We start from the raw sequence: 17,923 nt of genomic DNA, 5'->3' as shown, positions 1-17,923 counted from the left end.
CAGCCCTCTTTGGTTGGGCCTGTGCTCGCCCCCTTTTTTCAGAAGACTGACCGATGGCTAAATCACCGAAAAAATCCAAGTCCAAGCTGTGGTTCCTGGTCCACAGCTGGCTCGCCCTGCCAATCTGGTTCTTCGTGCTGATCGTCTGCTTCACCGGCATGCTGGCCGTGGTCAGCCAGGAGATCGTCTGGCTGGCCAACCCCGACGTGCGTGCCAGCAAGCCCGACGACGGCGCCCAACGCCTGAGCTTCCAGCAAGTGCTCGATGCCATGCACAAGGCCGAGCCAGACATGGCAGTCAACTCGCTCAGCCAGCCAGACGGCACGCACTTCGCGCTCACGGCGCGGGTCACCTACGCCGATGGTTCCAGCCCGATGCTCTACGTCAACCCGTATACCGGGGCCATTCAGGGCAAGATGCCGGACTTCAACTTCGAAGCCTTCACCCGTGCATTGCATGGCTGGTGGCTGGTGCCTTTCACCAACGGCTTCAGCTGGGGCTGGTACATGGTTTCGCTGCTCGGGCTGCCGATGCTGGCGTCGCTGGTCACAGGCCTGGTGGTGTATAAGAAGTTCTGGAAAGGCTTCTTCAAACCGGTACGCACCGGCCATGGCGCGCGCATCTTCTGGGGCGACCTGCACCGCCTGGCCGGCGTCTGGTCGATCTGGTTCATCGCGGTCATTTCCATCACCAGCATCTGGTTCCTGATCCGGGCGGTCCTCTCCGACAACCACATCACCATTTCCAGCGAGCCAATCGTGCCGGTGATCGCCCGCGAGCAGGTGCCGCAAACACCTGATGGCAGCCCGGCGCCGCGCATCGACCTGGACGAGGCCGCGCGTATCGCCGGCCTGGCCATACCGAGCCTGGACATCACTTCCATTTCGCTGCCGGCCACCGCCTACAGCCACATCGAAATGGGCGGGCGTGGCTGGTACCCGCTGATGTTCCAGAGCGCCTCGGTCAACCCTTACACCCGCCAGGTCGACAGCCAGTTCCTGCTCAGCGACCGCTCGGCCCTGGAATTCGTCACCGAGTCCATGCGCCCGCTGCACACCGGCGACTTTGGCGGGCTGCCGATCAAGCTGATCTGGTTCTTCTTCGGCCTGATCCTGACCCTGATGGTGTTCAGCGGCCTGCTGATCTGGACCAAGCGCACCGCCCAGGCCACGGCTGCGGCGCTCAAGCGCAGCGAACGCGCCCCCCGCAGCACAAGCCGCGAAACCACCCTGGAGGTCCGCCCATGAGCCAGGCCCAAGCCCTGCCCGCCCGCCCACTCAAGCAATGGTGGCTGAAGTGGCGCTTTCACCTGAATATCCTGCTGATCCTCATCCCGCTGGGCTTCATGCCCAAGTACTTCGCCGACGTCAGGCTGTTCCGTGGTGACGCCGGGCTTGGTGCGAACCCGATCAGCGACATTCAGGTCGGCCCCTACAGCCTCGACCTCGCCGAACTGCGCAACGAAGCACCGCGCGCCGACGGCCCCGCCGGCCATTTCAAGCTGTTCAATGCGGCGCTGTGCAAGGCCTGCGTGAATGACGTCAAGGCGGTCTACCTGCGCATCGGCAAGCCGCGCAGCCTGCGCGCCGCCGGCACCATCTTCTTCGGCGCACCGTACCGCATGGTCACCAACCTGCCGATACCGCCGCGCACCCGCACCGATGCGCAGATCTGGATCACCCTCGAAGGCTGGGACGGCAGCCTGCACCAGGCATCCGTGCCCCTGGCCAAGGCTTCGCCAGCCACTGTGGCCTGGCTCGAAAAACAAGGAGGCAAACCATGAAACACCTGATGCGCAGGCTCGCCCTGCCTTTGCTGGTGCTGGCCGCAGGCCCGGCCCTGGCCCACAACCCGATGTGCGAGTGCGAGGAAGTCGCTGGCGGCCAGGTGAAGTGCACCGGCGGTTTCTCCGATGGCAGCGGCGCGCCTGGGGTGACCCTCGACGTGATCGGCTACGACGAGCAGGTGCTGGTCGGCGGCAAGCTCGGTGACGACTCGAGCCTGACCTTCAAGCGCCCCGACGGCGAGTTCTACGTGTTGTTCGACGCAGGCCCCGGCCATGTCGTGGAAGTCGACCACGCCGACATCGCGCAACCATGAGCCGCCCTGCCATGAGCCAGACCCAGGTGGTGCGCCCGGCGGGTGCCGGGCACGAAACCCTCTACGTGCTGCTGGTCAGCCTGTTGATCGTCGCCCTCGCCACCAGCGTGGTGCTGCTGCGCGGGGAACGCGAGGACGAACAGATCATCGCCAGCCACCAGATCGACGCCCGCCGCGACCTGACAGCGGCCGAGCAAGGTATCTATACCGACCTGCGCGTGGCGTTCGACGAAATCCAGCTGCTGCGCGAGGAAAACGCCGCCACGCCCAGCATCGAGGCCCTGGCCGAGGAAGGCCTGCCACCGTTCGTGGTCGATGCCGGCAGCCAGAGCCGTGGTGGCCACCAGTGGCAGTGGCTGCCGAGCGGTGCCTGCCTGGGCCGCAGCCAGGCGCCACAGGTGGCGGGCAGCTTTTTGCTGATCCTGCCCGACGCTGGCAGCGCCGAGGTCGATATCTGGCTGCGCCGCGACAGCGCCGCCGTGCTCCCCGACGACCTCGGCCAGGCCGCGCTGAGCGCCGCCGGCTGGCAGCAGGTGGTCAGCCATTACGACGCCGGGGTCACCCGCGAACACCGTCACTGAACCCAAGGACTCCCCCATGTTCCGCAAAGCCCTCGCCCTGCTCCTGGCCTGCGCCCTGCCGGCGCTGGCCCTGGCCGACACCGGCAAGCCCCTGCGCATCGGCATCACCCTGCACCCTTACTACAGCTACGTAAGCAATATCGTTGGCGACAAGGCCGAGGTGGTGCCGCTGATTCCGGCCGGCTTCAACCCCCATGCCTATGAACCGCGCGCCGAGGACATCAAGCGCATCGGCACGCTCGACGTGGTGGTGCTCAATGGCGTGGGGCATGACGACTTCGCCGACCGCATGATCGCCGCCAGCGAAAAGCCCACCATCACGACCATCGAGGCCAACCAGAACGTGCCCTTGCTGGCGGCCACCGGCATCGCCGCCCGCGGCGCCGGCAAGGTGGTCAACCCGCACACCTTCCTGTCGATCAGCACCACCATCGCCCAGGTCAACAACATCGCCCGCGAGCTGGGCAAGCTCGACCCGGACAACGCCAGGTTCTACACGCAGAATGCCCGCGCCTACGCCAAGCGCCTGCGGGGCTTGCGCGCCGAAGCCCTGGCGAAGGTCAGCGAAGCGCCGGCGGCCACCTTCCGCGTGGCCACCATTCATGCCGCCTACGACTACCTGGTGCGCGATTTCGGCCTGGAAGTGACGGCTGTGGTCGAACCTGCCCACGGCATCGAACCGAGCCCGGCGCAGCTGAAGAAGACCATCGACCAGCTCAAGGCGCTGGACGTGAAAGTGATCTTCTCGGAAATGGACTTCCCGTCGGCCTATGTCGAAACCATCCAGCGTGAATCCGGCGTGCGCCTGTACCCGCTGACGCACATTTCCTACGGCGAATACACCAAGGACAAATACGAAGTGGAAATGAAGCGCAACCTCGACACCGTGGTCCGCGCCATCCAGGAGAACCGCGCATGACCGCCGCTGCCAACCTCACGGCGCCCGGTGGGCCGCGCATCGAGTTCGCCGGCATCGACCTTACCCTGGGCCGCACACGCATACTCGAACAGGTGCAGTTCAGCGTTGCCGCCGGCAGCGTGCATGCCATCGTCGGCCCCAATGGCGGCGGCAAGAGCTCGTTGATCAAGACCCTGCTCGGGCAGATGCCGCATCAGGGCCAGCTGACCCTGCACTGGCCGGGTGCGCAGCAGGTGATCGGCTATGTGCCGCAGGCGCTGGAGTTCGACCGCGGGCTGCCGATGACCGTGGACGACTTCATGGCTGCCATGTGCCAGCGGCGCCCGGCGTTCCTTGGCCTGTCACGCCGGGTGCAGCCGGCGATCGATGCGGCGTTGGCACGGGTCGGCATGCTCGACAAGCGCAAACGGCGGATGGGCGCGTTGTCCGGCGGTGAACGCCAGCGCGTGCTGCTGGCCCAGGGCCTGATTCCCGAACCGCAACTGCTGGTACTCGACGAGCCAATGTCGGCGCTCGACGAAGCCGGCATTCAGGTATTCGAACAACTGCTGCAAGGCTGGCGCCAGGCCGGCACCACGGTGCTGTGGATCGAACATGACCTGGCAGCCGTGCTGCGCCTGGCCGACCGGGTCACTGGCCTGAGCCGCCAGGTCCTGTTCGACGCCCCGCCCGCCCAGGCCCTGACCCCGGAACGCCTGCTTGGCCTGTTCTCCGTCAACCCTCGCAGCGAGAGCCTTGCCAGATGAGTTTTGAAGCATTCCGCCAACTGGTCCAGGGCTGGGCCGGCGCTGGCTACCTGCCAGAGGCCCTGGCCTACGGTTTCGTTATCAATGCCCTGCTGGCCGGCCTGATGATCGGCCCGGTACTGGGTGGCCTCGGCACCCTGGTGGTGGTCAAACGCTTTGCCTTTTTCTCCGAAGCGGTCGGCCATGCCGCGCTCACCGGGGTCGCCATCGGCATCCTGCTCGGCGAACCCTACACCGGCCCCTATGGCAGCCTGTTCGGCTACTGCCTGCTGTTCGGCATCCTGCTCAACTTCCTGCGCAACCGCACCGGGCTGTCGCCAGACACACTGATCGGCGTGTTCCTTTCGGTGTCGCTGGCCCTCGGCGCCAGCCTGCTGCTGATGCTGGCCGGCAAGATCAACGTGCATATCCTCGAAAACGTGCTGTTCGGCTCGGTGCTGACCGTCAGCGCCCAGGACCTGATGGTGCTGGGCATCGTCGCGCTGCTGGTGCTGGCTCTGGCCCTGCCGCTGTACAACCGCATCATGCTGGCCAGCTTCAACCCGCAGCTGGCGGCGGTGCGCGGGGTGGCGGTGAAGACCTTGGACTATCTGTTCGTGGTGCTGGTGACCCTGGTCACCGTGGCCTCGGTGAAGGTGATCGGGGCGATTCTGGTCGGTGCCCTGCTGGTGATCCCGGCGGCGGCGGCGCGCCTGGTCAGCCAGTCGCTGAAGGGGTTTTTCTTCGTTGCGGTGCTGATCGCCACCCTGAGCACGCTGCTCGGCATCCTCCTGCCAATTGTCCTCGACCTGCCGGTGCCCTCGGGCGCGGCGATCATTCTGGTCGCGGGTATCTGCTTCGCCCTCGCCGCGCTGGCCCGCGCCCTCGTCCCACGCCTGCAAGGAAACCCGGCATGAACCTGAAACAGCTGACCCTGGCCGTCGCCCTCGCAGGCCTGCCTGCACTGGCCTCGGCCACGCAAGTGCTGACCACCCTGCCCGTGACCCACAGCCTGGCCAGCGCCCTGCTCGCCGGCACCGCCGTGCAGCTCAAGCGCGCCGCACCGGCCAACCTGCCGGCCAGCCGCCAGCCGTCTTACTTCAGCAGCCGGGGTGGCGCTGCACTGGCCAAGGCCGCGCTGCAGGCCGATGCGGTGATCGGCGTGCGCTCGATCTGGCGTGACGACCCGCTGTACCCGATGGCGCGGCGCAGCAACATCCGCATCGTCGAGATCGACGCGGCGCGGCCGGTGGATGGTGCGCTGCCGGGTATCGCCGTGAGTGGTGATGATGCCTATGCCGCCTACCCTTGGCTCAACCCGACCAACCTCGGTCGCATGGCCGACGTGCTGGCCAATGACCTGGAGCGCCTGTCGCCCGCCGACAAGGCCAGGATCCAGGGCAACCTGGCAGGGCTCAAACGCCAGTTGCTGGAGATGACTGCCAGCAGCCAGACGCAATTGGCCAAGGTCGATAACCTGAGTGTGGTCAGCCTGTCCGAGCGCCTGGGGTATCTGGCCAGCGGCTTGAACCTGGATGTGGTGGAGCAGCCGCTGCCGGCGGATGGCAAATGGGACGCGGCGGCGCTGAAAGCGCTAGGCGAGAACCTCAAGGGGCAGGATGTGGCACTGGTGCTGGATCATCGGCAACCGGATGCGGCGCTGGCCAAGGTGATCGAAGCGGCCGGGGCGAAGTTGCTGGTGGTGGAGAGTGACCCGGAGGATGCTGTGGCTGGGCTCAAGGCCAGTGTCGAGCAGGTGGTCGGGGCGTTGAGCGAAGGGTGATGTCGCCTGGGAATGGCATCAGGGCTTTCATGTGCCTGCCACAACATCTTCAGTGCCTGTGAGATCGAGCGCCGCCCGCGCGGCGCATCGCGGATAAATCCGCTCCTACATTTGTTGCAACGTGGCCATGCCTGTCAGGCCATGGTTTTCAGCCGGTTTGCAAGACTCAAGACATGCACCAAGGCAGGCGACCATGGCGTCACAGGTTCGGCACGTTGCAACAAATGTAGGAGCGGATTTATCCGCGATGCGCCGCGCGGGCGGCGCTCGATCTCACAGGCACTGAACTTGTCATGGCGAGCACAGGGTGGCCCTGACGCCATCCCCTGCGCGTACCGCCGCGAAGAAGCCTGTGCGGTCTACCGGTTCATGCACCGCTCATAGCGCTCATCCACCCGCCCGGCAAACCAGGCGGTGGTCAGCTTGCGGGTGATCTTCGGGCTCTTCAGCTCGATCCCCGGCAACACCGCCGGCGGCACCGGCTTGCCTGCCGCCGCATCGGCCAGGGCAAACACCCCGCTGTACAACTTGCTGTCCTCGAACGCCAAGCTGTCACCCAACTCCAGCTGGCTGCGGATCTGCGGATTGCGCAGCCCCAGCTTCACCCCCAGCTTGCGCGCTGCCTGCTCGGTGCTGCCGGGCGTGATCGAACCCGGGGCGATCAGGTCACCATCCAGCGCCAGGTCCGCCCCCGTGACCTTGCTCAAGGCTGCCTGGAACGCGGCATTGCGGCTGGCGTACCAACCCGCGTTGAAATCGGCGAAGCGGTACAGCTGCCGTTCGTAATGCGTCGGGTAGCCGAGCAGGTGGGCAATACCGAAGTACATGCCCCCACGGCGGCTGAACACTTCCTGGCGAATGGTGCCGTCGTAGGTGTAGGGATAATCCTTGGCGTGCTTTTCCGCAAACTCGATGCTGACCTGCATCGGCCCACCGGTGTGCACCGGGTTCAAGCCGCCGAGCAAGGTCTTGCCCAGTGGCAGGCGAGCGATGAACTCGTCATACAGCGCACTCAGCTGCTTCTCGCTGCGCACCGCCAGCAAGCGCTGCTGATAGCTTTGGCCGTTACCCGATGGAGTCTTCAGTGCGCCGTCGACCAGCAGACCGGGGATGTGCAGGCGCGCCGCGCGGCGGTCGATTTCTTCGCGGGCGATGCGCCCGAGGTTGGGCACCTGCGGGTCGGCGTTGAAGGTCGACTCCTGCTCGGTCACCGCCAGCACGGCGCACAGGTTGCGCTTGCTCGGCGTGATGCGCTGGGCCTCGAACGCCACCTGGATGTCCTTGGCCCAGCCTTCGCGGTCCTTGGCCTGTGCCGGCAACAGGCGCAGCAGCTGGGCACGCACCTTGGCCGGGTCGGCTTCAGGTTCTTCCTCGTGGCGCCCGGCGCAACCTTGCAGCAGCGCCAGGGCCATCAGCCCTGCCGCCAGCAGCCGCCCGTTCAGGGCTGTTCACCGACCATGTAGGTCTTGCTGATATGGCGGAACTGCGGGTGGCTGGCGCTGCCCATGAGTTCGAACAACACCATTTCCCGCGTCACCACCTGCGCCCCGGCCTGGCGCATGCGTGCCAGCCCCGCGGCCTTGTTGGCCGGCGTGCGGCTGTCGCAGGCATCCTCGACCACGAACACCTGTTTGCCCAGGGCCAGCAGGCCGAGCACGGTCTGCAGCACGCAGACGTGGGTTTCCATGCCGCAGACGATCACCTGCTCGCGGGCCATCAGGCTGGCAGGCAGGCACTCGGCGGCCACGCAGGAGAAGTGGGTCTTTTCCACCACCTCGGCAGCCGGGGCCGCGGCGAGCAGTGTTGCCAAGGTATGGCCCAGACCTTTGGGGTACTGCTCGGAGATCACCACCGGAAGCTCCAGGTCGGCACAGGCGGCCAGCAACCAGCGCGCGCGGTCGCCGGTGCCTTGCGGGTCGCTCATGGCGCCGATGAGTTTTTCCTGGATGTCGACGACCAGCAGCGTGGCCTTGCGATGTTCGATCAGCATTGTCTGCCCCTTGCCTGGGAAAAGGCCTAGCCTCCCCCAGGCGGGCGGCGACGTCAATCAGGCAGAAAGCCTATGCGCTTCAAGGGCCTGCGTCAGCGCGCCGAGCACGCGGTCTTCGTGCTCATGGATGAAGAAGTGGCCGCCAGGGAACATCTGCAGCGTGAACGTGCCGTGGGTCTCCTGGCGCCAGGCCTGCAGTTGCTCTGCGCTGGCCCGATCCGCCTCGCCACCCAGCACGTGCAGTGGGCACTGCAAGGCCGGCCGCTGGCGGTAGAGGTAACGGCCGCAGAGCAGAAAGTCGGCGCGCAGGATCGGCAACGTCAGGCTCATCAGCTCGGCGTTGTCCAGCACCTCTGGCGGGGTGCCGTTGAGCTCACGCAGCTCGTGCTTGAGTTCATCGTCGCTCTTGGGCACGCGCCAGTTGTTGCCGTCATAGTCTTCGCGCCGGGTCGGCGCTGCGGTGCCACAGGCGAACAGCGCAGACGGTGGCGGGCAGCCCAGCGCGTGCAGTTCGTGGGCCAGCTCGAAGGCCAGCAATGCGCCCAGGCTGTGGCCAAGCAACGCGTACGGGGCGTTGGCGGCCAGCCGCTGTTCGCTGGCCAGCTGCCGGGCCAAGGCCTGCATGTCGGTCTGCAGCGGCTCGCCCATGCGCGCGCCGCGCCCAGGCAACTCCACCGGGCGCACCTGCAGCCAGGCCGGCAGCTTGCGCCGCCAGCGGCTGTAGACCATGGCACTGGCCCCGGAGTAAGGCAGGCACAGCAGGTTGAGCGTGGTCACTGGGCGGCAGCTTCAGCCATCTGCTGGCGCAGGCTCAGGGGGCGCATGTCGGTCCACACTTCGTCGATGTAGGCCAGGCAGTCCTTCTTCAGGCCGCTCTTGCCCACTGCGCGCCAGCCTTCGGGGATGGCCTTGTAGTCCGGCCAGATGGAATATTGCTCTTCGTGGTTGACCACTACCTGGAACTGGATATCGTCGCGGTCGAATACGGAAGTCATTGCCTGTCTCCTTGAGTGTTGGATGCCGCTGCGCGCTTGGCGCAGGGAGGTTCTCAGGTAGACGTAGGAAGCTTCAGAAAAATTAGCGGCCCCGGCAAGAACCCCTGTAGGAGCGGCCTTGTGTCGCGAACGGGGCGCGAAGCGGCCCCAGTCATCTATGCATTAGCGCTGAAATCCTGGGGCCGCTTCGCGCCCCGTTCCGACCGGTCCGGCGCCCCGGCAAGGCCGCTCCTACCAAAATCGCGTCTGGTCTCAAGTGTTACGCAACAGGTCGTGAGCATCCAGCAAGCGGAACGCCACCTCTGGGTTGCGTTCCAGGCCCCGGCGGATCGCGGCCGGGATCGACTGGCGGGTCTTGCGGCACAGCCCGGGCTGGTCGTCCAGTTCAATAACGATACCGCGCATGGTACGTACCTCGTTGAAGCCTGGACTGATGTGCACGCGGATGCCGAGGTTTTCGTACAGCTTCAGCTGCAGACGCTGCAGGTCTTCGAGGTCCTTGAGGTGTTCCAGGCGTTCGAGCAGGCGCTTCTCTTCCTGGCGGGTCAGCAGAAGGATGCGCTGGGCCGCCGGCGGGTGCTCGGCCAGGTGTTCGCGGCCGCAGTCACAGGCGCCAGGGGGGCACGGTTGGCGAAGAGGGGGTGGGGAGCTCATGGAGCAAGCATAGCCTCACGGCCAGTTCGCGGTGAACGCCTGACCAGAACTTTCCTGACAGGATAAAAAATTTCACAAACTACTAGACCGCAGCCCCTCCCTTCGCCTATAAATCGCCCAAGGGAAATTTATATTCCCACCAAGAAACACCACTTCGCCCGCCGCGAAACTTCTTTTGCCCTTGTGCCCGACCTGCCCCACTCCATCACGAGGCCTATCCGACATGCACCCCGCTCCCGATCATTTCATCCTGCGCGTCAGTTGCCCGGCCGTGTCCGGCATCGTCGCCGCGGTGACCACATACCTGGCCGAGCACGGTTGCTACATCAGCGAGATGGCGCAGTTCGACGACGAGGACAATGGCCGCTTCTTCATGCGCGCCGTGTTCCGCTATAACACCGGCATCACTGGTGACACCCCGCAACTGCAAGCGGGCTTTACCGACGTGGCCCGGCGTTTCGACATGGACTGGAGCCTGCACAGCAGTGCCCGGCCGCTGCGCGTGTTGCTGATGGTCAGCAAGTTCGACCACTGCCTGGCCGACCTGCTCTACCGCCACGCCAAGGGCGAGCTGGACATGCAGATCACCGCCGTGGTCTCCAACCACCTCGACCTGCGGCCGATGGCCGAGCGCCAGGGCATCCGCTTCGTCTACCTGCCGGTGACCAAGGAGACCAAGGCCGAGCAGGAAGCCGCGCTGATGCGCATCGTCGAGGACACCGGCACCGAGCTGGTGGTGCTTGCGCGCTACATGCAGATTCTCTCCGATGACCTGTGTCGCCAGCTGTCGGGCCGGGCGATCAACATCCACCACTCGTTCCTGCCCGGCTTCAAGGGAGCCAAACCCTATCACCAGGCCTACCAGCGCGGGGTCAAGCTGATCGGCGCCACCGCCCATTACGTCACCAGCGACCTCGACGAAGGCCCGATCATCGAACAGGAAGTGCAGCGCGTGGACCACGCCTACGCCCCCGACGACCTGGTGGCGATCGGCCGCGACACCGAGACCATCGCCCTGTCCCGCGCAGTGAAGTACCACCTCGAACACCGGGTGTTCCTCAACCACGACCGCACGGTGATCTTCAAATGAACGCCATCCCCAGCATCAAGCTGATCGACGGCAAGGCCACTGCGGCGCGGGTGCTGGCCGAGGTCCGCGAGCAGGTGCAGAGCTTGCGCCAGGCTGGCGTGCAGCCGGGCCTGGCGGTGGTATTGGTCGGGGCCGACGCGGCCAGCCAGGTGTATGTGCGCAACAAGGTGCTGCGTGCCGAGGAAGTGGGCATCCGTTCGCTGGAACACCGCCTGCCTGCCGACACCACCCAGGCGCAGCTGCTGACCTTGATCGACCGGCTCAACCGTGACTCCGGGGTCAACGGCATCCTCGTGCAACTGCCGTTGCCCGAGCATGTGGACGAACACCGCATTCTGCAGGCGATCAGCCCACTGAAGGACGTCGACGGTTTCCACAGCGAAAACGTCGGCGGCCTGGCCCAGGGGCGTGACGTGCTCACCCCCTGCACACCCAGCGGCTGCATGCGTTTGCTGCGCGATGCCTGCGGCGAATTGCGCGGCAAGCATGCGTTGGTGGTCGGCCGCTCGAACATCGTCGGCAAACCCATGGCCGCCCTGCTGCTGCAGGCCGACTGCACGGTGACCGTGGTGCACTCGCGCAGCCGCGACTTGCCAGCACTGTGCCGCCAGGCCGATATCGTCGTCGCCGCCGTCGGCAAGCCGCGCCTGATCGGTGCCGACTGGCTCAAGCCCGGCGCGGTGGTGATCGACGTCGGCATCAATCGCATCGAGGAGGCCGGCCACAGCCGCCTGGTCGGTGACGTCGACTTCGCCGCCGCACTGCCACAGGTCGCCGCCATCACCCCGGTACCCGGCGGCGTCGGCCCGATGACCATCGCCTACCTGATGAAAAACACCCTGCTCGCCCTCGACCTGCAGCAACAGGCCGCCCACCAGGAGCGCACCGCATGCCTTTCGCCCTGCTGAAATACGGCCTGAGCGCCGACTACCCGGTGGAGGTCGACCTGCCGCCACCGTGCGAACTCAAGCCACGCTACGACGTGGTGATCATCGGCGGCGGCGGCCATGGCCTGGCCATCGCCTACTACCTGGCCAGGTATCACGGCGTGACCAATGTCGCGGTGCTGGAAAAGGCCTACCTGGGCGGCGGCAACACTGCGCGCAACACGGCGGTGATCCGCTCCAACTACCTGACTTCGGAGGGCGTGCGCTTCTACGCAGAATCGGTGCGGATGTTCCAGAACCTGTCCAACGAATTCGACTTCAACATCATGTACTCCGAGCGTGGCCAACTGACCTTGGCGCACACCGACGCCACGGTGCGCGCCTTCCGCCAGCGCGCCGAAGTCAACAAGCACTTCGGCGGGCGCACCGAAATGATCGACCGCCAGCAGATCCGCGAGCTGGTGCCAAGCCTGAACCTCGACCCCGGGCACTTGCCGGTGCTCGCCGGGCTGTGGCACATCGATGGCGCCACCGCGCGCCACGACGCAGTGGCCTGGGGCTACGCCAAGCAGGCCGCCAAGCGCGGCGTGGAGATCCACCAGCTGACCGAAGTGCAGGACCTGTTGATCCGCAACGGCCGCATCGAAGCGGTCAAGACCAACCGTGGCACCGTGCAGTGCGGTTGCGTGGTGCAGGCGGTGGCCGGTGCCAGTTCGCTACTGATGGCCAAGGCCGGCATCCGTGCGCCGATCCACACCTACCCGCTGCAAGCCATGGTCACCCAGCCATTCAAACCGTTCCTTGACCCGCTGGTGAGCTCTTCGGCACTGCACTGCTACGTGCAGCAGACCAGCCGTGGCGAGATCGTCTTCGGCGGCGGCTCCGACCCGTACCCGCTGTACAACACCCGCTCCACCCTCGACCTCAAGGAAAGCCTGCTGGCCCATGCCATCGAGATGTTCCCGTTCATGGCCAACGCCAAGCTGATGCGCCAGTGGGCCGGGATGACCGACATGACCCCGGACTACAGCCCGATCATGGGCCTGTCGCCGGTCGAGAACTATTACCTGGACGCCGGCTGGGGCACTTGGGGCTTCAAGGCGACGCCGATCTGCGGCAAGACCATGGCCGAGCTGGTCGCCAGCGGCGGCAAGGTGCCAGACATGATTGCGCCATTTGCCCTGGAGCGCTTCAGCCGCTTCCAGCAAGTCAACGAAATGGGCGCCACCGCGGCCAGCCACTAGGAGCATACGACGATGAAGATCCTGACCTGCCCCTTGAACGGCCCGCGCAACATCAGCGAGTTCACCTACGGCGGCGAGTTCAAGCACATGCCCGACCCGGCCAGTTGCAGTGACGCCGAGTGGGCCGACTACGTGTTCAACAGCGACAACCTGGCCGGCGTGGTCATCGAGTGGTGGCTGCACAACGCCTCCAGCTATTGGTTCCTGGCTGAGCGCCACACCCTCAGCGACCAGGTACTGCGCACCTTCGACCCCAAAGAACTGTTCGACCGCCGCGTCGACTTCAGCCCTGCCGCCACCCCGGAGATCGCCGGATGAACAGCCACACTCGCCTCCCCGCGCCCATGGGCCTGCTGATCGACCGCGAGCGACCCATTCGTTTCGAATTCGACGGCCAGGCCTGCCCGGGCTTTGCCGGTGACACCATTGCCAGCGCCCTGCTTGGCAACGGCCGCTGGCTGCTGTCGCGCTCGTTCAAATACCACCGCCCGCGTGGCCCGCTGAGCATGGCCGGGCAGGACGCCAACACCCTGGTGCAACTACCCGAAGAGCCCAACGTGCTGGCCGACATGGAGGCCGCCCGTGATGGCCAGGTGGTCACCGGGCAGAATTTCAGCGGCAGCCTGGAACACGACCGCGACGCCTATCTGGGCAAGTTCTCGCGCTTCATGCCGGTGGGCTTCTACTACCGCTCGTTCTACAAGCCCAAGGGCATGTGGAAGGTCTGGGAGCCGCTGATCCGCAAGAAGGCCGGCCTCGGCGTGCTGGACCAGGGCTTCAAGCCGCAGTACTACGACAAGGCCTATCTGTTTGTCGATGTCGCCGTCATCGGTGCTGGCCCGGCCGGCCTGCGCGCTGCGCTGGACGCGGCCAATGCCGGGGCCAAGGTGCTGCTGGTCGAGCAGCAGCCGGTGCTCGGCGGCTCGCTGACCTACGCCCGCTTCGACATCGCCGGCAGCCGCGCCAGCAGCCTGCGCCAGGAACTGCTGGCCGCCGTCGATGGGCACCCGAACATCCAGGTGCTGTGCGAGGCCACCTGCAACGGCTGGTTCACCGATAACTACCTGCCGGTGATCCAGCACAAGCGCCTGTACAAAGTGCGGGCCACGCGCTGCCTGGTGGCGGCCGGCTCGTTCGACCAGCCGGTGGTGTTCCGCAACAACGACCTGCCCGGGGTGATGCTGACCAGTGCCGCGCAGCGGCTGATGAAGCTTTACGCCGTGAAGCCGGGGCAGCGCGCGGTGATCCTCACCGGCCACGATGACGGCTACCTCGCCGCGCTCGACCTGCAGGAGCAAGGCGTGGCCATTGCCGCCCTGGTCGACATGCGCGCCGCGCCTGCCGATGCCGCGCTGGCCAGCGAGCTGAAGCGCCGCGACATTCCACTGCACCTGGGCTGCACCGTCTATGAAGCCCTGCACGAAGCGGGCATGCGCCATGTCACGGGCGCGGACATCCGCCCGGTCACTGGCCAGGGCAAGGTTGCCGAGCAGGGCCTGCGTGTGGCCTGCGACCTGCTGTGCATGTCCGCCGGCTACATGCCGGTGTACCAACTGCTGTGCCAGGCCGGTGGCAAGCTGGCCTATGACGTCGACCGTGACGAGTTCGCCATCAGCAACCTGCCAGCCGGGCTGGATATCGCAGGTTCCGTGAACGGCCGCCACCGCCTGGACAACGTGCTCACCGACGCCAGCCGCGGCGCCGCTGAAGCACTCGCAGCGCTGGGCCTGCAAGCACCTACGCCATCGGCCTACGTTGCCGAGGCCAAGGTCAACTTCCCCTGGCCGATCTTCCCGCACCCCAAGGGCAAGGACTTCGTCGACTTCGACGAGGACCTGCAAGTGCGCGATATCGTCAACGCCACCCGCAGCGGCTACCGCGACGTGCAACTGGTCAAGCGCTTCTCCACGGTCGGCATGGGCCCGTCCCAGGGCCGCCACTCGGCACTGCCCACCGCGCGCCTGGTGGCCCAGGCCACCGGCCGCAGCATCAGCGAAACCGGGGTGACCACCGCCCGCCCGCCGTTCCAGGCAGAGAAGCTGGCGCATGTCGCCGGTCGCGCATTCGACCCGTACCGGCAGACGCCAATGCACCGCCGCCACCTGCAAGCCGGCGCGAAGATGATGCCTGCGGGCATCTGGCAGCGTCCGGCCTTTTACGGCAAGCCCGAAGAGCGTGAGCGCTGCATGCAGGAGGAGGCGCGCCATGTGCGCGAGAAAGTCGGCCTGATCGACGTCTCCACCCTCGGCGGCCTGGACGTGCGCGGCCCGGACGCCGCCGAACTGCTGGAGCGCCTGTATACCTTCGGCTTCGCCAAACTGGCCATCGGCCGCACCCGCTATGCACTGATGACCAACGAGCACGGCGTGGTGATCGACGACGGCGTCTGTGCGCGGCTGGCCGAGCAGCACTTCTACGTCACTGCCACCACCAGCGGTGTCGACCGTATCTACCAGCAGATGCTCAAGTGGAACGCGCAGTGGCGCCTGGACGTGGACATCACCAACGTGACTGCCGCGCTGGCCGCGGTCAACCTGGCCGGGCCTCTGTCGCGCCAGGTGCTGGCCAAGGTCTGTGACGATGTCGACCTGTCGGCCGCTGCTTTCCCCTACCTGGGTGTACGCCTGGGCACGGTGGCCGGCATCCCGGCGCGTATCCTGCGCGTCGGCTTCGTCGGCGAGCTGGGTTACGAAGTGCACGTGCCGGCGCGCCACGCCGAGCGCCTGTGGGACGCCCTGATGCAGGCCGGTGCAGGGCTGGGCATCCGCCCTTTCGGCGTCGAGACCCAGCGCCTGCTGCGCCTGGAAAAAGGCCACGTGATCATCAGCCAGGACACCGATGGCATGACCCACCCGGCGGAAATCGACATGCAGTGGGCGATCGGCCGCAAGAAGCCGTTCTTCGTCGGCAAGCGCTCGATCGAGATTCTTGAAGCGCAGCCGCTCAAACGCAAGCTGGTCGGTTTTACCCTGCCCAAGGGCAGCCCGCAGCCACTGGAAGGCCACCTGGTGCTGGACGGCCCGGACATCAGCGGCAACGTCACTTCCTGCGAGTACTCGCAAACCCTGGGGCAGATCATCGGCCTGGCCTATGCCGGCGCCCATCAGGCGACGCCTGGCATGCACATCCCGATCCGCGTTGAAGGCGGCCTGATGGTCAATGCCAAGGTGGTGCAACTGCCCTTCCATGACCCAAACAACCTGCGCCAGGAGCTCTGAGCCATGACCAGTCTGAAAGCCGAAGCCTTCATCCCACGCAGCCCCCGGGCCGAGCTGCTGCACACCTGCGCGTTGAGCGACCTGACCGACCTGGCGCGGGTCGGGTTTCGTGGGGGGGACAGTGCGGCGTATTTGCAGGAACTCGGCTACCGTTTGCCAGCGCTGCCCAACCAGGCGTTGCGCCAGGATGACGGCAGCTGGGTGGCGCGCCTGTCGGCCAGCGAGTATCTGTTGCTGGGCAGCTTTGCCGACCAGGGTGCACGGGTAGCCGCCGAAGAACAGGCATGGGTGCAGGATGCCCGGCGCAACTACCTGCTGCCGCGCCAGGACAGCCATGCCTGGTTGCAGCTGTCAGGGGAGCATTGCAGTGCGGTGATGGCCAAGTTGTGCGGGGTCGATCTGCGTTTGCAGGCGTTTGCGGTCGGGGCCGTGGCGCAGACTTCGGCGGCGCGGATCAATGTGATCGTGGTGAATGTCGGGAGTGATGAGCTACCGGCGTTGCAGCTGCTGTTCGACCGGGCGTCGCTGGCGTATTTCCAGGAAGCGCTGCTGGATGCCATGGGTGAGTTCGATGGTGGGTGGGTTGGGGTGGACGAGTAGGAGGTTTGATATCCCTGGGGGCCGCTCTGCGGCCCTTTCGCGACACAAGGCCGCTCCTACAGGGGGAATGCGATCGCCTGTAGGAGCGGCCTTGTGTCGCGAAAGGGCTGCAAAGCAGCCCCAGCTTTACAGCTGCACCAACCGCTCGCGCAGGAAGTTCACAAACCCCTGCACCGGCCGCGCCACCTGGCGGTGCTGGGGGTACACCGCCGACAGCTGCAACGCTGGCGTCGCCCACTCATCCAGCACCGTCACCAGCCGCCCGTCCGCCAGCGCTTGCCCGACGATGAAGGTCGGCAAATAGGTCACCCCCATCCCGGCAATCGCCGCATCCCTTAGCAACTCGCCGTTGTTCGCCCGCATCCGCCCGCTCACCTGGATCGTCTGCACCTTGCCGCCCTGGCGGAACTGCCACTGCACCTGCCGCGAGTGCCCGTAGGGTAGGCAATCATGTTCGGCCAGCGCTTCCGGCCTGGCCGGCACACCACGTGCTTCGAGGTATGCGGGGCTCGCGCAATACACCCGTGCGACATCGGCGATGCGCCGGGCAATCAGGCTGGAGTCCTCCAGCGCACCGATACGCAGTGCCAGGTCGTAACCCTCGCCGATCAGGTCCACCGGGCGGTCGCTGAGGTCCACCTCCACATCCACCTGCGGATGCAACTGCAGAAACTCGGTCAGCAAGCAGCCCAAATGAGCCATGGCGAACGACAGCGGCGCACTGACGCGCAAGGTGCCGCGCAAGGCCTGGGCCTGGCCGCTGATGTCGTGCTCCACCTGTTGCACCTCGCCCAGCAGGCGCAGCGCCGACTGGTAGTAGTGCTGGCCCAGCGGTGTGGCGTCCAGGCGCCGGGTGGAGCGGTTGAGCAGGCGCACGCCGAGGCGCTCTTCGAGCTGCATCAGGCGGCGGCTGACCGATTGCTTGGACATGCCGAGGCGGTCGGCAGCGGCAGTGAAACTACCGGCCTCCATGACCTGAGCAAAGATGCGCATGTCTTCGTAGGGGTTCATTGTCTCGTTCTTGGTGACAGTCAAACGCTTTATAGCGGCTTTTTCTCGCAAGTGCATCTTCTTAATCTACACACAGGTCGCAGCGATGGCCCTGAAGGCCAGGCAAGACGCCCATTACCAACACTT

20 protein-coding genes are annotated in these 17,923 nt (G+C 66.0%); 14 read left to right on the top strand and 6 right to left on the bottom strand.

Going from position 1 to position 17,923, the window contains the following annotated elements; translation table 11 throughout:
* The first annotated feature begins 53 nt into the window (after window positions 1–53).
* From BUQ73_RS09260 to BUQ73_RS09225, 8 genes are read left to right on the top strand one after another with little or no spacing between them, the layout of a single operon-like run.
* The gene (locus BUQ73_RS09260) at window positions 54–1,247 is read left to right on the top strand and encodes a PepSY-associated TM helix domain-containing protein (protein ID WP_079227568.1); all 1,194 of its coding nucleotides are present in this window, start codon (window positions 54–56) and stop codon (window positions 1,245–1,247) included.
* The gene (locus BUQ73_RS09255; protein WP_079227567.1) at window positions 1,244–1,783 is read left to right on the top strand and encodes a thiamine pyrophosphate-binding protein; all 540 of its coding nucleotides are present in this window, start codon (window positions 1,244–1,246) and stop codon (window positions 1,781–1,783) included. Before BUQ73_RS09260 ends, BUQ73_RS09255 begins: the two co-directional genes overlap by 4 nt.
* Entirely contained in the window at window positions 1,780–2,100 is a 321-nt protein-coding gene (locus BUQ73_RS09250; RefSeq protein ID WP_079227566.1) for a hypothetical protein, read from the top strand. The genes BUQ73_RS09255 and BUQ73_RS09250 overlap by 4 nt, the downstream gene beginning before the upstream one ends.
* Before the next feature lie 11 nt (window positions 2,101–2,111).
* Entirely contained in the window at window positions 2,112–2,681 is a 570-nt protein-coding gene (locus BUQ73_RS09245; protein WP_079227565.1) for a DUF6162 family protein, read from the top strand.
* Window positions 2,682–2,697: 16 nt separating this feature from the next.
* Window positions 2,698–3,600 carry a metal ABC transporter substrate-binding protein gene (locus BUQ73_RS09240; protein WP_079227564.1) on the top strand — a complete coding sequence of 301 codons (903 nt, stop codon included), beginning with the start codon at window positions 2,698–2,700 and terminating at the stop codon, window positions 3,598–3,600.
* Window positions 3,597–4,346, top strand: a complete 750-nt coding sequence (locus BUQ73_RS09235) for a metal ABC transporter ATP-binding protein (RefSeq protein WP_079227563.1) — start codon at window positions 3,597–3,599, stop codon at window positions 4,344–4,346. Before BUQ73_RS09240 ends, BUQ73_RS09235 begins: the two co-directional genes overlap by 4 nt.
* Window positions 4,343–5,242: a metal ABC transporter permease gene (locus BUQ73_RS09230; protein ID WP_079227562.1), complete on the top strand. Its 900-nt coding sequence runs from the start codon at window positions 4,343–4,345 to the stop codon at window positions 5,240–5,242. Before BUQ73_RS09235 ends, BUQ73_RS09230 begins: the two co-directional genes overlap by 4 nt.
* A complete protein-coding gene (locus tag BUQ73_RS09225; RefSeq protein WP_079227561.1) occupies window positions 5,239–6,108 on the top strand; it encodes a metal ABC transporter solute-binding protein, Zn/Mn family in 870 nt (289 codons plus the stop codon). The genes BUQ73_RS09230 and BUQ73_RS09225 overlap by 4 nt, the downstream gene beginning before the upstream one ends.
* A 359-nt stretch (window positions 6,109–6,467) precedes the next feature.
* Here the strand turns inward: BUQ73_RS09225 and BUQ73_RS09220 are convergent, their stop codons facing one another.
* The 5 genes from BUQ73_RS09220 to BUQ73_RS09200 all read right to left on the bottom strand — a co-directional run bounded on the left by BUQ73_RS09220 (window position 6,468) and on the right by BUQ73_RS09200 (window position 9,747).
* Window positions 6,468–7,520, bottom strand: a complete 1,053-nt coding sequence (locus BUQ73_RS09220; protein WP_079227560.1) for a DUF1615 domain-containing protein — start codon at window positions 7,518–7,520, stop codon at window positions 6,468–6,470.
* A gap of 26 nt (window positions 7,521–7,546) precedes the next feature.
* Window positions 7,547–8,098, bottom strand: a complete 552-nt coding sequence (locus BUQ73_RS09215) for a hydrolase (RefSeq protein WP_079227559.1) — start codon at window positions 8,096–8,098, stop codon at window positions 7,547–7,549.
* A gap of 57 nt (window positions 8,099–8,155) precedes the next feature.
* On the bottom strand, window positions 8,156–8,875 hold the full coding sequence (locus BUQ73_RS09210; RefSeq protein ID WP_079227558.1) for a thioesterase II family protein: 720 nt from the start codon (window positions 8,873–8,875) through the stop codon (window positions 8,156–8,158).
* A complete protein-coding gene (locus tag BUQ73_RS09205; protein WP_027918508.1) occupies window positions 8,872–9,093 on the bottom strand; it encodes an MbtH family protein in 222 nt (73 codons plus the stop codon). The genes BUQ73_RS09210 and BUQ73_RS09205 overlap by 4 nt, the downstream gene beginning before the upstream one ends.
* A 252-nt stretch (window positions 9,094–9,345) precedes the next feature.
* Window positions 9,346–9,747: a hypothetical protein gene (locus BUQ73_RS09200; RefSeq protein ID WP_079227557.1), complete on the bottom strand. Its 402-nt coding sequence runs from the start codon at window positions 9,745–9,747 to the stop codon at window positions 9,346–9,348.
* A gap of 223 nt (window positions 9,748–9,970) precedes the next feature.
* Between BUQ73_RS09200 and purU the strand changes: the two genes are divergently transcribed.
* From purU to BUQ73_RS09170, 6 genes are read left to right on the top strand one after another with little or no spacing between them, the layout of a single operon-like run.
* Window positions 9,971–10,837, top strand: coding sequence for a formyltetrahydrofolate deformylase (gene purU, locus BUQ73_RS09195; protein WP_079227556.1), 867 nt, complete (start codon window positions 9,971–9,973; stop codon window positions 10,835–10,837).
* Entirely contained in the window at window positions 10,834–11,745 is a 912-nt protein-coding gene (folD, locus tag BUQ73_RS09190; protein WP_079227555.1) for a bifunctional methylenetetrahydrofolate dehydrogenase/methenyltetrahydrofolate cyclohydrolase FolD, read from the top strand. Before purU ends, folD begins: the two co-directional genes overlap by 4 nt.
* Window positions 11,727–12,968: an FAD-dependent oxidoreductase gene (locus BUQ73_RS09185; protein ID WP_079227554.1), complete on the top strand. Its 1,242-nt coding sequence runs from the start codon at window positions 11,727–11,729 to the stop codon at window positions 12,966–12,968. Before folD ends, BUQ73_RS09185 begins: the two co-directional genes overlap by 19 nt.
* 12 nt (window positions 12,969–12,980) lie before the next feature.
* Entirely contained in the window at window positions 12,981–13,286 is a 306-nt protein-coding gene (locus BUQ73_RS09180) for a sarcosine oxidase subunit delta (protein ID WP_079227553.1), read from the top strand.
* The gene (locus BUQ73_RS09175; RefSeq protein WP_079227552.1) at window positions 13,283–16,186 is read left to right on the top strand and encodes a 2Fe-2S iron-sulfur cluster-binding protein; all 2,904 of its coding nucleotides are present in this window, start codon (window positions 13,283–13,285) and stop codon (window positions 16,184–16,186) included. Before BUQ73_RS09180 ends, BUQ73_RS09175 begins: the two co-directional genes overlap by 4 nt.
* A 3-nt stretch (window positions 16,187–16,189) precedes the next feature.
* Window positions 16,190–16,786 carry a sarcosine oxidase subunit gamma gene (locus BUQ73_RS09170; protein WP_079227551.1) on the top strand — a complete coding sequence of 199 codons (597 nt, stop codon included), beginning with the start codon at window positions 16,190–16,192 and terminating at the stop codon, window positions 16,784–16,786.
* A 126-nt stretch (window positions 16,787–16,912) separates the two neighbouring features.
* On the opposite strand, the gene BUQ73_RS09165 is transcribed toward BUQ73_RS09170, so the two are convergent.
* Window positions 16,913–17,797 carry a LysR family transcriptional regulator gene (locus BUQ73_RS09165; RefSeq protein ID WP_079227550.1) on the bottom strand — a complete coding sequence of 295 codons (885 nt, stop codon included), beginning with the start codon at window positions 17,795–17,797 and terminating at the stop codon, window positions 16,913–16,915.
* Between the last annotated feature and the right edge of the window lie 126 nt (window positions 17,798–17,923).

This window comes from Pseudomonas putida (genome assembly GCF_002025705.1).
In the GTDB taxonomy this organism is placed as follows: Bacteria; Pseudomonadota; Gammaproteobacteria; order Pseudomonadales; family Pseudomonadaceae; genus Aquipseudomonas; species Aquipseudomonas putida_J.
This window is presented reverse-complemented; position numbering and strand designations above follow the sequence as displayed.